We start from the raw sequence: 14714 nt of genomic DNA on the forward strand, positions 1-14714 counted from the left end.
CCACTGCGCAGGGAAGGCCGAGTGATTGGCTACACCTGTATGCTGCTGTGCGGTTTTCTCTGCGTGTGCTTTTCGCGCAGCGGACCGCGGGTGCAAGCCGGCACCCGGCCTTCCCTGCGCCCTCTTGGCTTAGAGGGTGGAGAAACGAAGCAGAGCTCGGGCGAAATGCGCCGCGAGGACGCGAAGCCGTGCCTGCAAGTCGAAATGTGTGTCGCAGGACTGCGATGTCGCCCCTTGCTCCGTCATTGCGATGTGTAAAGGCGAATACGTCGACTCACCTCGCTTGGCGCAATCGTCGAGCCGGATGGGGGGCGCGATGCGCCCGCACGAAATCTCAAGTTGTAGAGCGTCACCCCAGCAAGGGGTATCTCGGTAAGCCAATTCGTGTCTTCCGGGTCACGATTGTGCCATCCACGCAACAGTCATCGCGGATTTAACCCATATCTCCGTCCGTTCGCATCGGCGCCGCTTTTTAGCCACACCTGAACATGAATAAAATAACTCGAATGTTTGGCGGCAGCGGTGGTCTTGGAAGGCGACGGGAAATCCCAAGGTCGATTCAAATCTTGGCTCTGATTTTTCGGGTCTGAAAGGGTTGGCCGGGGAAACTGGTTGCGATGGACGCGAAGACCGACATCAAGCAGAGGCTGCCGAGCCGTCACGTGACGGAAGGGCCAACGCGCGCGCCCCATCGCTCCTACTTCTACGCCATGGGCCTGACTACCGCGCAGATCCACCAGCCTTTCGTCGGCGTCGCTTCCTGCTGGAACGAGGCCGCGCCCTGCAACATTTCCCTGATGCGCCAGGCCCAGGCCGTGAAGAAGGGCGTGGCTTCCGCCGGCGGCACGCCGCGCGAATTCTGCACCATCACCGTGACCGACGGCATCGCCATGGGCCATGACGGCATGCGCTCCTCGCTGCCGTCGCGCGAATGCATCGCCGACTCGGTCGAGCTGACTGTCCGCGGCCACGCCTATGACGCCCTCGTGGGCCTCGCCGGCTGCGACAAGTCGCTGCCGGGCATGATGATGGCGATGGTCCGCCTCAACGTTCCCTCGATCTTCATCTATGGCGGCTCGATCCTGCCCGGCAATTTCCGGGGCCAGCAGGTCACCGTGCAGGACATGTTCGAAGCTGTCGGCAAGCACTCGGTCGGCGCCATGTCGGACGAGGACCTCGACGAGATCGAGCGCGTGGCCTGCCCGTCGGCGGGCGCCTGCGGCGCGCAGTTCACCGCCAACACCATGGCGACCGTCTCCGAGGCGATCGGCCTGGCGCTGCCGTATTCGGCCGGCGCTCCGGCGCCGTATGAAATCCGCGACGCTTTCTGCATGACCGCGGGCGAGCAGGTCATGGATCTGATCGCCCGAAACATCCGGCCGCGCGACATCGTCACCCGCAAGGCGCTGGAGAATGCGGCCGCCGTTGTCGCCGCCTCGGGTGGCTCGACCAATGCTGCACTGCACCTACCGGCAATCGCGCATGAGTGCGGCATCAAGTTCGACCTGTTCGACGTCGCCGAAATCTTCAAAAAGACACCATATGTCGCGGATTTGAAGCCGGGCGGCCGTTATGTCGCCAAAGACATGTTTGAAGTAGGTGGCATACCGCTTCTGATGAAGACGCTGCTCGACAATGGATTTCTCCACGGTGACTGCCTCACCGTCACCGGTCGAACGATCGCCGAAAACCTCAAGAGCGTGAAATGGAATCCGCACCAGGACGTGGTGCACCCGGCAGACAAACCCATCACCGTCACGGGCGGTGTGGTCGGTCTGAAGGGCAATTTGGCGCCAGAAGGTGCGATCGTGAAAGTCGCGGGAATGTCCAACCTCAGGTTTACCGGTCCGGCCAGGTGCTTTGACCGTGAGGAGGATGCTTTCGAGGCGGTCCAGAAGCGTACCTACCGCGAAGGCGAAGTCATCGTGATCCGCTACGAGGGGCCGAAGGGCGGTCCCGGCATGCGGGAAATGCTCCAGACCACCGCGGCGCTGACCGGCCAGGGCATGGGCGGCAAGATCGCGCTCATCACCGACGGCCGCTTCTCCGGCGCCACCCGCGGCTTCTGCATCGGCCATGTCGGGCCGGAAGCCGCCATCGGCGGTCCCATCGGCCTGCTCGAAGACGGCGACATCATCGAGATCGACGCGGTGGCCGGGACCCTTAACGTAAAATTGAGCGACCAGGAACTGGTCCAGCGCAAGACCAAATGGAGCGCTCGCGCGACTAACCACACGACGGGCGCGCTCTGGAAATATGCTCAGCAGGTTGGACCAGCGGTCGGTGGGGCAGTCACCCATCCGGGCGGCGCGCACGAGAAACAGTGCTATGCGGATATCTAGGCGTACCATAGTTGCGTTTGTGTTGGGGGCCGGCGCGCTGGCCGCGCCGGCGCTCGCCTTTGACGGCGCACCTGTCAGCCCGAAGGATGCGACCATCCCGGTGGTCACGACCTTGCCGGGCGCAGCGGGCAAGGTGCGCAATGTGCCGCCGGCGGCCTTGCCCCAGGAAACCTCGCTCAGCGCCCTGCAATACGCCGCCGAAGGTGGCCACCCGATCGCGCAGTGGAAGCTCGGCCGCATGTACGCCAATGGCGACGGCGTCGCTCAGGACGACGTGCGCGCCTTCGAATATTTCAGCCGGATCGCCAACGCGCATGCCGAGGACAGCCCGTCGGCGCCGCAGGCGCAGGTCGTGGCCAACGCCTTCGTCGCGCTCGGCCGTTATTATCTCGCCGGCATCCCGAACTCGAAGATCAAGGCCGATCCGGACCGGGCGCGGGAGATGTTCTCCTACGCGGCGTCCTATTTCGGCAATGCGGATGCGCAATACGATCTCGCCCGGCTGTACCTGAAGACCCCGGACGCCTCGCGCGAGGATTTCCGCTATGGCGCGCGCTGGCTTGGCCTCGCGGCCCAGAAGGGCCAGCACGAGGCCCAGGCGCTGCTCGGTCAGATGCTGTTCAACGGCGACCGCCTGCCGCGGCAGGCCGCCCGCGGTTTGATGTGGCTGACGCTCGCGCGTGACAGCGCCGGGACCGACGAGGTCTGGATCAAGGAAAGCTACAACCGCGCCTTCTCCAAGGCCTCCGACGACGACCGCGCCATGTGCCTGCAAATGCTGGAACAGTGGGTGCAGGGCCGCCGCGAATAGGCCGCTCTCTTAGGATGGGCAAAGGCGCCTTGGCGCCGTGCCCACCACCACCTCGGCATATTGCCTAAGCCGCCTCCAGATCGAGATCCGCCCACACCGGCACGTGGTCCGACGGCTTCTCCCAGCCGCGCACATAGCTGTCGATGCCGACATTGGCGAGCCGATCGCCGGCTTGCGGCGACAACAGCAGGTGATCGATCCGCAGGCCATGGTTCTTCTGCCAGGCGCCGGCCTGATAGTCCCAGAAGGTGTAGAGCCCGGGCTCGTCGGTGACGGCGCGCAAGGCATCGGTCAGGCCGAGGCCGAGCAGTGACTGAAAGCTCTCCCGTGTCTCGGCCTTGAACAGGGCGTCCTCGGTCCAGGCGGCGGGATTGTGGACGTCGCGGGCATGCGGGATGACGTTGAAGTCGCCTGCGAGGATCAGCGGCTCCTCGGTCTTGAGGCGCTCCTTCGAATATTCAAGAAGCCGCGACATCCATTTGAGCTTGTAGGGATATTTCTCGGTCCCGACCGGGTTGCCATTGGGCAGATAGAGGCAGGCGATGCGCAACACCCCGCGCTTGAGCGTCACCACGCCTTCGAGGAAGCGGGCATGGGCGTCCTCGTCGTCGCCGGCCAGCCCCGACTTGGTCTCGTCGAACCGGAGCTTCGAGAGCAGGGCGACACCGTTGAAGGTCTTCTGTCCGTGGGTGACTACGTTGTAGCCGAGCGCCTCGATCTCCAGCCGCGGGAAGGCCTCGTCGACGCATTTGATCTCCTGGAGGCAGACGATGTCCGGCTGGCACTCCTTCAGCCAGCTCAGCAGGAGATCGATCCGCTGCCGAACCGAGTTCACGTTCCAGGTGGCAATTCTGATGGGCATGTCGGCGGCTCCGGGCAGGGGCCATGGTTAGAACAAAATGCAAACGCGCCCGTCAAGGACGCCGCAAAATCTCCCACAAAATTAACCCGGCTTAAGCCCGCCCCGGGCCATTGATACCAAAAAGGTTTTTCGAATGGGATGGCCGGACAAATCCATGAAGCGAACCGAACCGCGCAGCGGCCTGATCGGCGCGTTTCTGTATTGGCTCGGCGGCTACGAGATCGAGGAGGGCCTGACCGCCGATCTCAGCGAGCGCGAGCTGCGCCGCATCCGCGCCAAGCAGATCGACGCGGTGACGCGGCTGATTCCGGTGACGATGGCCGTCACCATGCTCAACGTCGCCATCGTGCTGATCCTGTTCTGGGGCCGGGGCTGGAACGACTTCCTCGCAATCTGGGGCGTGACGCTCGCCGCCGTCGCCCTCGTCGCGTTCCGGTCATGGCAGCGATCGCACGCGAGCCCCCCGCAGGAAGCCTCGCCGCATGCCGCGCGGCAGATGCTGCGGCAGGCATTCTTCCTCGCCGCGATCTGGGGCACGTTGCCGCTCGCGCTGTTCAGCCGCGTCGAGCCGACCAGCCAGCTCATCCTGGCCTGCCTGATGGTGGGCATGATGTCCGGCGGCGCCTTCACGCTGTCGACCTTCCCGCGCGCCGGCCTCGCCTATCTCGCCACCATGACGATCGCCTGCGCCGGTGCGCTGTTCGTGTGCGGGACGGGGCCGTATCTGGTGACGGCGGTGTTCCTGCTGCTGTTCGCGTTCTTCATGGCGCGCAACATCGTCTCGCAGGGCAATTTGTTTCTCGGCAATCTCAAGGCCCGGCTCGAGCTCGAACGGCAGACCGAGATCATCTCGCTGCTGCTGAAGGATTTTCAGGAGAACGCCAGCGACTGGCTGTGGCAGACGGATGCCGAAGGACATCTCACCGACGTGCCCCAACGCTTCGCCGACGTCGCGCAATTGCCGCTTCCGCTCCTGAAGGGATCGCTCTTCGCCGACGTGCTCGACATGCTCTGTCCCGAGGACAAGGCGGCCGCCTACAACATCGTCGGCCTGATGGAGCATGCCGAGCCGCTGCACGAGATGAACCTCAAGGTCGTTGCCGGCGGCGAGGCGCGGCTGTGGTCGCTGACCGCGAAGCCGGCCTATGACCGCGACGGCCAGTTTCTCGGCTATCGCGGCTTCGGGCGCGACGTCACCGAGCGCTGGCGCGCGGAAAAGGCCGAGGCCGAAAGCCGCGCCAAGTCCGATTTCCTGGCGGTGATGAGCCACGAGATCCGCACCCCGATGAACGGCGTGCTCGGGCTCGCCAGCATGCTGCTGGAGACCAGGCTCGATCCTGAGCAGCACGAGGCCGTCACCACGATCCGGGAGTCCGGCGACAATCTCCAGCGCATCCTCAATGACATCCTCGATCTCTCCAAGCTCGAGGCCGGGCGCTTCGCGTTCGAGGCGATCGATTTTGCACCGCAGTCGCTGGTCGAAGCGGTCGCAACCGTCGTGCGCGCGAGCGCCAAGAGCAAAGGATTGGCGGTCAAGGTCGAGCTCGATCCGACCCTGCCGCCGACGCTGCGCGGCGACGTCGCGCGCATCCGCCAGGTGCTGCTCAACCTTGCTTCCAACGCGGTGAAGTTCACCGATGAGGGCGAGGTGACGATATCCGCGACCTGCCAGGCGCGCCGCGATCTGCTCGCGACCGTCGAATGGACGGTGACCGACAGCGGCATCGGCATCGCTCCGGAGAAGCTCGACAAGCTCTTCAGTGACTTCGCGCAGGCCGACGCCTCGATCAGCCGCCGCTTCGGCGGCACCGGGCTTGGGCTTGCGATCTCCCGGCGCATCATCGAGCAGATGGGCGGCACCATCGGCGTCACCTCGACGCCGGGCGAGGGCTCGACCTTCCGCTTCACGCTGGTGCTGCCCTGGAGCCAGGCGCAGGCCTCCGACCTGGCGGACGGCCGCGATGAGGCCGACGAGCTCAAGGCCCGTATCGCCGAGCTGGACCGGCCACTGAAGGTGCTGGTCGCCGAGGACGACGCCGTCAACCGCATGGTCGTGAGCAAGATGTTGGGCGCGTTCGAGGTCGAGCTGCGCGTCGTCACCGACGGCGTCCAGGCCGTCGAGGCGGCTTCCGAGGGCGATTACGATGTCGTGCTGATGGACGTGCGTATGCCCGACATGGACGGCCTTGCCGCGACCCGCGCGATCCGTGCGCAAGGCGTACGTTTTGAGACGTTACCGATCGTCGCGCTGACCGCCAACGCCTTCCCCGAAGACGTCAAGATCTGCCGCGAGGCCGGCATGTCGGACTTCCTGGCCAAACCGCTGCGCAAGCCCGCGCTGGCTGCCGCCTTGTTGCGTGCGCTGAACGGCCACGCGATGTCGGAGGACGCGCCGCTGCAGCCGGAACTGATGCCGGTCGATGTCGAGTGGACGGACGAGGAAAGGCAGATGACGGGGGCGTAGGCGTTAACCCCCTGCATGAATATGCGCTTCGCACCGGTTAGCCGGGCGCTGGCGCTCCAAATGCGCCGTGTTACCTTGCGCCGCCATGCGCCTCCTTGCCCTGCTTCTCTTCTTGTTCACGGCCTCTGCCCGCGCCGGCGACGGGCCGTTGATGAGCGCGCATATGATGTTGCCTGTCGTGATCTCCGGCAACCAAGTGTCGCTCGAAAGCTTCGTCATTCGTCCTGATCGCCCCGGCAAATTTCCTCTCGTCGTGATCACTCACGGAATGCCTTCCGGCAATCAATTCTTCGCTGAAATCCTCGACCGCTCTCCGGTCGGATACAGCAAGGCGGCCGTCGCTTTCGCGCAGCGAGGATATGCAGTGGTCTCGGTCATGCGTCGTGGCTATGGCCGATCCGGGGGCGGGTTTTCCGAGTCCGCGCGGCAGGGCTGCGACTATCTTCCGGCCACGCGTGCTGCCAGCGACGATGTCATTGCGGCGGTCGCTTCACTGCGCAATGAGCCGTGGGTCGACGCTGACCATGTTGTCTTGCTCGGCCATTCCGTTGGGGGGCTCGCCGTGATGGCCGTCGCTGCTCAGAACATGCCGGGGGTCGTTGGCGCAGTGAATTTTGACGGCGGTCGGCATAGCTTCTCCGCACCCAACCAACCTTGCTCGCCTGATAATCTGGTCGATACATCAGCCGCATTGGGGCGTACGGCCCGTATCCCCATGCTTTGGCTCTATGCCGAGAACGATCAATTCTACGGTCCAGACCTGGTACAGCGCATGTTCGCGGCCTACAGCGCTGGCGGCGCGCCTGCGCAGTTGCATATGCTGCCTCCGTTCGAACCGAACGGCCACAATACCGTTGTGCTCGCGCCGGCAGGCAGCTGGTTTCCGGCCGTCGATCCCTTCCTTGAAAGGTTGGGTCTTCCAACCAGGACTGTCATCGAGGCGCCCTTGTTCGCTGAGCTACCGATCCCGCCGGGGGCTGTCGCCGCCTGTCAGGCGGCGTTCGCCGACTACCTTGCCAATCCTGATGATGCCAAGGCCTTCGCAGTGAGCACGCATGGCCATTGCGGGACTGGATTTGCCCGCACAGCTCTCGAGGCGCGCGAGCCTGCTGTGATGAAATGCAAGATCAACTCGCGCGGCGAAGATTGCAGGCTTTACGCGCTGGGACAGAAGCTTGCGGGGGACTGAACCGGGGTCCACGCGATGCAGTGTAACGCGGCACCGTCACAGCTTTCCATAGACTCGCCCGGCGACCGCCTTCAGGCGTTCGACCGAGCCGGACTCCGGATGCGGCTTGACCGGGGCGAACAGGATTGAGGCCTGCCTGCCGTTCTTCCAGACAAAGATGTTGACGGCATTGCCGTTGCCCTTGGTGCAGGAATGCTCGCCGAACGCTTCGCCGCCGAGCTCAGGGATCGCGACGTGTTTGCACGGGCCGGCGCGTTTCATCATGCTGATGACCGTGTCGCGCGAGATCGAGATCACCGCGACTGTCATGGCGTTGGCCTCGCGATCGAACATCATGCAGCTTCCTGCGCCGGTCCGCTGGACCTGCAGCGTGCTCTTGTCGAGGAAGCCGTCGGCATCCCCAGGCGTGAGCCATTCGCAGTCGCCGAACCGTTCGCTGCTCTTGCTCACTTTGGCGATGGCAATGCGCGCGGCTTCGGTGAGGGGCCCGAGCAACGCGTCATCGGCGCGCCGGCCGATCGGATAGATGCTGATCTGCAGAATGTAGTCGCCGGACAAGGTGACGATCGAGGCCCCCTGGCGCTGCGCGCCGGCGGCGGTCGTCCCGCGCTGGCCTTCATCGCCGATTCCCGCCACTGCGCTCAGCGGCATGCGCTCGCCGAGCGTCTTGACGAAGGTCGCATACAATTCCCTGGCGCGGTCCTTGTCGGGATTGCGGAACACGGTGAGCATCATCGTGTCGCCGCGCCCGGCCTGGTAGATGCAGCCGCGGCCGTCCTGATTTGAAATCAGCGACCATTTGAGCGCCGGCATTGCGCCGGCGAGCTCCTGGGCGCTGATGAACGGGCAGGTTTCGGCAGCGTTCGCGGAAGGCACCGGAAGGGCTGCGATCGCAAGGCATAGGGCGAGGCAAGAGAACAGACGATTGATCGTGCGCATGGGATGAATTGATACCTGTCAGCTCGCTGAAGGAGGCTTTCGAGCCTGAATGATGTGGACTGTCCCTGGCATTTGGTCGAGTTGGGCACACAACGGGTTCATGGTTGATCCCGGGCAGTGGCCGACGGAAGGACCATCAAATGATCTGAGGCCGTTTTCCCTCAAGGCAGCCGAAGAGCTATTGCAGGGAAGCGGGTCCTGCAGGCCCGGTTTGCTAGGGCAGTATTGTCGAGATCACTGGAGCCGCGCTTGCTTTCGCATATTGCTTTCCTGACGATGGTCGTTGCGCTCATTGCGTGGACCTTTCTGCCATTGCTCCGGAGATCGCGGAGTAGCGCGGTTCGGTTCGATCCCGATCGTCCCTATCAGGTCTATACCCGCGACTTCGATTTGGAGATCAAGGTCGACGATCTCGACGCGGTCCTGGCGACGCTCCCCGACCGGCGATGGGCTGAGCGATTTCCCGAGGTCGATCCCGGAGAGCTATACGACCTCGAAAGGGAGCTGGCTGGACGGCGTGTGGGCATGGAGACTGTCGAGCCTCAAGTCGCCGATATGATCGTGTCCTTGCTGATCGATCATTCCGGTTCGATGCGCGGACAACCGATGCTGTGCGCGGCCCGCGCTGCGTTGGTCGCCTCCGACCTGCTCGACGGCGTTGGCGTGAAGCACGAAGTGCTTGGTTTCACGACTGCGCGCTGGAGGGGCGGTCGAAGCCGGGAAAAATGGTTGAGCGCCCGCCGGCCCGCCTATCCTGGGCGACTGAACGATTTGCTGCACATCGTCTATTGCAACGCCGGCGAGACGCTGAGCGCACGACACTGTGCTTGATGCTGCGGCGAGACCTCGTGAAGGAGAATATCGATGGCGAAGCCGTTGAATGGGCCGCGTCGCGATTGCGCCGACGCGACGAAAAGCAGAAGCATCTGATCGTCCTGTCCGACGGCGCGCCGGTCGACGATTCCACATTGCTCGCGAATGGCGATGGGTATCTGATCCATCATTTGACCCGTGTCACAAGCGACATCGAGCAGGCCGGCGACATCACGCTTGCGGCGATCGGCATCGGCCATCCGGTCGAGCAGTACTACAAGCAAGGCATCACCATCGGCTCTCCGGAAGAGCTGGAGGGCACCCTGGTTCAGCTCATCAACCAACTATTGCACCCGGTGCCATGATGGCGCGGTGCATCGGTGACGCGCAGGCTCGTCTACCCGAACGAGGCCATCGCGCCCGCGCGGACGGGCCCGGCGGAAATCGAAGAGGAGAGCGGCTCCCCGGCTTCGCAGCAGCGCCCCGACGTGATTGAGTGCTCATATGAATCACGAGATGATTTTGGGCGGGACCACGCCTTTGCCATCCACACCCGGCGGATGGTTTGACTATGCCTATGCTGTGCTTTGGAACGGCGATTTGGCGCTCGTTCGCACTGATCGTGACATCCATGCGGAGCGCGTGCGCTGGCAGGACCAAGTTCAGCGCGGTAATATTCATGCGCATCATCCGGGTTTTCAAGGCAAATACCTGCGCCTCAGCACCTTTGACGGCAACACAGAGAGCGGTGCGATCGAGATACCGGCCTGGCCTTGGCCACGAGTCGATCGTCTTCCCGATGGACGGTGGCTGGTCGTCACGAGCCGCGTGGAGCCCAATCAGAACAATGCATCTCTATTCGCGACCGACGGAACGCTGACGGGCACCTTTGCGATGGGCGACGGCATCGCACATATCCAGTGCGCGAACGACGGCACGATCTGGGCGGGCTATTTCGACGAAGGGGTCTTTTCAGGCGGGGCTGCGGATGGAGGCTGGCCGGTCTCGGCGTCAGGCGTCGCGCAGTTTGGACCTGACGGCAGCGTCCTGTGGAAATTCAACGATCAAGCGCCCGAGAACCTCTTCATTGCCGATTGCTATGCGCTGACCATTGATGGGTCGGCTCTCTGGTGCTGCGCCTATGACGGTTTCTCAATCGTCAAGGTCGAGCGTGATGTCGTGACGGCCTGGCAGAACGAGGTTACGGGCGCGGATGCACTGGCTATCGATGGTGACCTCGTTGTTTTGGCCGGTGGCTATGGCGACCAATCAGGGCGGATTGCCTTGCTCCATCTCGGCGATGGTCAAGCCCAGCAGATCGGAGAATGGCAATTTCAGAGGCCAGATCGAAACGCCGCGCGGCTGGTACAGGGACGCGGCGCAACGCTCCATATCGTTGGACAGGGAAACTGGACCAGACTGAGTGTCGCCGACGCGAGTTGAGTTCGAATTCGCGGACGGTAGACAGATCGCCTCCGCGTCCAGCATCCGCGGCGGCTCGCTCACGGTGGTGTCGAGACGCAGTGGCGCCGCCGATGAAATTCGAACTTTCTCAAATGATTGGACTGCGGCAGAGGCCGCGTCGGCATCAGGCTATATCGAACCCGTGGCGCGCGCGCCTGGTCGAGCCCCCAGCCTGGGGATCTCGCGATGATGACATCCTACCCCTGTTTTGCCCGACGGGTCAAATGTTATTCGCAAAAGCCGAATCGCACTACCGGCATCCCGGCTACTGTGCATGGGGTTGTTTTGCGGATTTTTAAGTCGGGCTAGATCGAGAAGCTGGTCCCGCAGCCGCAGGACGCCGTCGCGTTCGGATTGTTGACGCGGAACGAGGCGCCGATCAGGTCGTCGACGAAATCGACCTGCGACCCCGCCAGAAACGGCTGCGAGGCGGAATCGACCAGCACCACCGCATTGTCCTGCTCGATCACGAGATCGTCGTCGGTGCGGTCGCGGTCGATGTCGAACTTGTACTGGAAGCCGGAGCAGCCACCGCCCTCGACGGAGATCCGCAGCATCGCGCCAGATCCTTCGCCCTTGAGGATCTCCCCAATCCGGCGTGCGGCCTTGTCACTGATGGTCACGTCAGTCGTCATCGTTCATCTCCGATAGTCCCGCGGTCATACCAAATTCACTTGATCGGTTCACTAGCCCAATTCATTTGGTATCCGGCACCCGGCATAGTTAAGTGCCACCATACGCAGAATCAAATGGATAGGGACTAAATTCGCCGTGTCCGTCGGAATGGCAGCCCCCCATGCGCCCTATGCCTGCGACCCCGACCGCAGCCGCGGCCGGCTGGTCGCCGAGCCCCCGAGCCGGACCCGGAGCCCGTTCCGGCGGGATTGCGACCGGGTGATCCATTCCACCGCCTTCCGCCGCCTGAAGTACAAGACCCAGGTGTTCGTGTTCCACGAGGGCGACCACTACCGCACCCGGCTGACCCATTCGCTGGAGGTGGCGCAGATCGCCCGCGCGCTGGCCCGGCAGCTGGGGCTGGACGAGGACCTCACGGAGACGCTGGCGCTCGCCCATGATCTCGGCCATCCGCCGTTCGGGCACGCCGGCGAGCGGGCGCTGGATGCCTGCCTGAAGGAGTTTGGCGGCTTCGACCACAACGCCCAGACGCTCCGCGTCGTCGCGGCGCTGGAGCACCGCTATCCCGAGTTCGACGGACTCAACCTGACCTGGGAGTCGCTGGAGGGCATCGTCAAGCACAACGGCCCGCTGACCGATCGCAACGGCGTGCCGGTCGGGCGCTATCGCGAGCACGGCATTCCCGTCGGGATCGCCGACTACGTCAAGGCCTACGATCTCGAACTGTGGAGCTTCGCCTCGCTGGAAGCACAGGTCGCCGCGATCGCCGACGACATCGCTTATGATGCCCACGACATCGACGACGGCCTGCGCGCCGGCCTGTTCCATCTCGACGATCTCAAGGCGATGCCGCTCACGGCCGAGATCATCGCCGAGACGTCCGCGCACTATCCAGATCTCGAAGACGTCAGGCGCGGGGCCGAGCTGGTGCGCGAACTGATCTCGCATCTGATCGGCGCCGTGTTTGCAGAGGCGCAGAAGAACCTCGCCGTCGTCAAGCCGCAATCGGCCCGGGACGTGCGCCAGCAGAGCCGGGCGCTGATCGCGTTCCCCGCCGCAGTCGCGGAGGAGGAGGCTGCCATCAAGCGCTTCCTCTACCAGCACATGTACCGCCACAAGCGGGTAATGCGGGTGATGGGGGAGGCGGAGCAGATCCTGTTCGACCTGTTCGCGAAATACCTGAAGGTGCCGACCGAGCTGCCTCCGGAATGGCTGCTGGGGGCGGAGGCGGACAACGCGGGCGACCGGGCTCGCCGGATCGGCAATTTCATCGCCGGAATGACCGACCGTTTCGCCCTGACCGAGCACCAGCGGCTCTTTGACTCGACCCCGGATTTGCGTTAGGCGGCGCCCATGCCCGACACATCCTCATCCCTGCACCTGTTCGCCGACGTGCTCGCGCGCGTGCACGCCGCCTGCCGCGCGCTCGCGGTGGATGCCAGCTGGCCCGAGGGCATCGATTTCTCGCGCGTGGTGGTCGAGCCGCCGCGCGACGCCTCCCATGGCGACATGGCGACCAATGCCGCCATGGTGCTTGCGAAAGAGGCAAAGGCGAAGCCCCGCGACCTCGCCGAGCAGATCGCCGAACGGCTGCGCGCCGATGCGCTGATCGCCAAGGTCGACATCGCCGGTCCCGGTTTCATCAATTTGACGCTCAGGCCGGCCGCATGGGCCGAGGCGTTGCGCACGGTGCTGCGCGAGGGCGCCGATTACGGCCGCGTCCGCGGCGGCTCCAATGTCAATGTCGAATACGTCTCGGCCAATCCGACCGGACCGATGCATGTCGGCCATTGCCGCGGTGCCGTGTTCGGCGACGCGCTCGCGAGCCTGCTCCAGTTCGGCGGCCACGACGTCACGCGCGAATATTACATCAACGACGCCGGCGCCCAGGTCGACGTGCTCGCGCGCTCAGCATTTCTCCGGTATCGCGAGGCGCTCGGCGAGGACATCGGCGCGATCCCGGAAGGGCTCTATCCCGGCGACTATCTGAAGCCGGTCGGGCAGGCGCTAGCCAGGGAGCATGGCGACAAGCTGCTCGCGATGAGCGAGGCGCAATGGCTGCCGACGGTGCGCGCCAAGGCGATCGCGATGATGATGGACGAGATCAAGGATGATCTCGCCGCCCTCAACATCCGCCACGACGTGTTCTTCTCCGAGCGCTCGCTGATAGAGACCGGGGACAACAAGGTCGCCGAGACCATCGATTTCCTGAAGGCCAAGGGCGACATCTACGAAGGCCGCCTGCCGCCTCCGAAGGGCGCGCCGGTCGAGGATTGGGAAGACCGCGAGCAGCTGCTGTTCAAGGCGACCGCCTACGGCGACGACGTCGATCGGCCGCTGATCAAGTCGGACAATTCCTACACCTACTTCGCCTCCGACATCGCCTACCACAAGAACAAGTTCGACCGCGGTTTTGCGGAGATGATCGACGTCTGGGGCGCCGACCATGGCGGCTACATCAAGCGGATGCAGGCGGCGGTGAAGGCGACGACGTCCGGCAAGGGCGCGCTCGACGTCAAGATCGTCCAGCTCGTGAAGTTGCTGCGCAATGGCGAGCCGGTGAAAATGTCGAAGCGAAGCGGGGACTTCGTCACCTTGCGTGAGGTGGTGGATGAAGTCGGTCAGGACGCCGTGCGCTTCATGATGCTCTACCGCAAGAACGACGCGGTGCTCGACTTCGACCTCGCCAAGGTCATGGAACAGTCGCGTGACAACCCGGTGTTCTACGTCCAGTACGGCCACGCCCGCGGCCACTCGATCTTCCGGAATGCGCGTACCGAGGTGTTCCCGGAACTCCCGGAGGACTCAGGCAAGCGCGTTGCATGGCTGCGTGAGTCGGCGGTGGAACGGCTGTCTGATCCGGTGGAACTCGACCTTCTTAAGCGCCTCGCAATTTATCCGCGCATGCTGGAAGCGGCCGCCAGTGCCCATGAGCCGCACCGAATTGCGTTCTATCTCTATGAGTTAGCCAGTGAATTTCATGCGCTTTGGACGAAGGGGCGCGATTTGCCCTATTTACGCTTCATTATCAATAATGATGCAGAGCTAACGAAGGCGCGGCTGGCCATGGTCCAGGGCGTCGTCTCCGTCCTGGCATCGGGCCTCGCCATCCTCGGCGTCCATGCTCCGGACGAGATGCGGTAGTTTGGGGCGAACTACTTAAGGGGAATTTTGGGGGTAACCGGCAGAAGCCG

12 protein-coding genes are annotated in these 14714 nt (G+C 63.9%); 9 read left to right on the forward strand and 3 right to left on the reverse strand.

The window, feature by feature from the left end:
- Positions 1–617: 617 nt before the first annotated feature.
- Positions 618–2342 (forward strand): dihydroxy-acid dehydratase, encoded by a 1725-nt coding sequence (gene ilvD, locus NR187_RS12330; RefSeq protein WP_211386301.1) that lies wholly within the window; start codon positions 618–620, stop codon positions 2340–2342.
- Complete coding sequence (locus tag NR187_RS12335; RefSeq protein WP_211386302.1) at positions 2329–3153, forward strand: tetratricopeptide repeat protein; 825 nt, start codon at positions 2329–2331, stop codon at positions 3151–3153. The genes ilvD and NR187_RS12335 overlap by 14 nt, the downstream gene beginning before the upstream one ends.
- A 64-nt stretch (positions 3154–3217) precedes the next feature.
- Here the strand turns inward: NR187_RS12335 and xth are convergent, their stop codons facing one another.
- Complete coding sequence (gene xth / locus NR187_RS12340; protein WP_256806589.1) at positions 3218–4015, reverse strand: exodeoxyribonuclease III; 798 nt, start codon at positions 4013–4015, stop codon at positions 3218–3220.
- A 133-nt stretch (positions 4016–4148) separates the two neighbouring features.
- Between xth and NR187_RS12345 the strand changes: the two genes are divergently transcribed.
- Both NR187_RS12345 and NR187_RS12350 read left to right on the forward strand, forming a co-directional pair.
- Positions 4149–6479 (forward strand): ATP-binding protein, encoded by a 2331-nt coding sequence (locus NR187_RS12345; RefSeq protein WP_256806590.1) that lies wholly within the window; start codon positions 4149–4151, stop codon positions 6477–6479.
- Between the two features lie 151 nt (positions 6480–6630).
- Positions 6631–7668 (forward strand): dienelactone hydrolase family protein, encoded by a 1038-nt coding sequence (locus tag NR187_RS12350; protein ID WP_256806591.1) that lies wholly within the window; start codon positions 6631–6633, stop codon positions 7666–7668.
- Between the two features lie 36 nt (positions 7669–7704).
- On the opposite strand, the gene NR187_RS12355 is transcribed toward NR187_RS12350, so the two are convergent.
- Positions 7705–8607 (reverse strand): hypothetical protein, encoded by a 903-nt coding sequence (locus NR187_RS12355; RefSeq protein WP_306235383.1) that lies wholly within the window; start codon positions 8605–8607, stop codon positions 7705–7707.
- Between the two features lie 249 nt (positions 8608–8856).
- On the opposite strand from NR187_RS12355, the gene NR187_RS12360 reads away from it, so the two are divergent.
- The 3 genes from NR187_RS12360 (at position 8857) to NR187_RS12370 (ending at position 10863) form a co-directional block, all read left to right on the forward strand.
- Positions 8857–9438, forward strand: a complete 582-nt coding sequence (locus NR187_RS12360) for a hypothetical protein (protein WP_256806593.1) — start codon at positions 8857–8859, stop codon at positions 9436–9438.
- Positions 9438–9785 carry a hypothetical protein gene (locus NR187_RS12365; RefSeq protein ID WP_256806594.1) on the forward strand — a complete coding sequence of 116 codons (348 nt, stop codon included), beginning with the start codon at positions 9438–9440 and terminating at the stop codon, positions 9783–9785. Before NR187_RS12360 ends, NR187_RS12365 begins: the two co-directional genes overlap by 1 nt.
- Positions 9786–9924: 139 nt before the next feature.
- On the forward strand, positions 9925–10863 hold the full coding sequence (locus NR187_RS12370) for a hypothetical protein (RefSeq protein ID WP_256806595.1): 939 nt from the start codon (positions 9925–9927) through the stop codon (positions 10861–10863).
- Positions 10864–11189: 326 nt separating this feature from the next.
- Here NR187_RS12370 and erpA read toward each other — a convergent pair whose 3' ends face one another.
- Positions 11190–11519, reverse strand: coding sequence for an iron-sulfur cluster insertion protein ErpA (gene erpA, locus NR187_RS12375; RefSeq protein WP_256806596.1), 330 nt, complete (start codon positions 11517–11519; stop codon positions 11190–11192).
- A 136-nt stretch (positions 11520–11655) separates the two neighbouring features.
- On the opposite strand from erpA, the gene NR187_RS12380 reads away from it, so the two are divergent.
- Positions 11656–12864, forward strand: coding sequence for a deoxyguanosinetriphosphate triphosphohydrolase (locus NR187_RS12380; RefSeq protein WP_256806597.1), 1209 nt, complete (start codon positions 11656–11658; stop codon positions 12862–12864).
- A gap of 9 nt (positions 12865–12873) precedes the next feature.
- Positions 12874–14664: an arginine--tRNA ligase gene (argS, locus tag NR187_RS12385; RefSeq protein ID WP_256806598.1), complete on the forward strand. Its 1791-nt coding sequence runs from the start codon at positions 12874–12876 to the stop codon at positions 14662–14664.
- Positions 14665–14714 lie beyond the last annotated feature (50 nt).

It is taken from the genome of Bradyrhizobium sp. Bra64 (genome assembly GCF_024519875.1).
GTDB classification, from domain to species: domain Bacteria; phylum Pseudomonadota; class Alphaproteobacteria; order Rhizobiales; family Xanthobacteraceae; genus Bradyrhizobium; species Bradyrhizobium japonicum_G.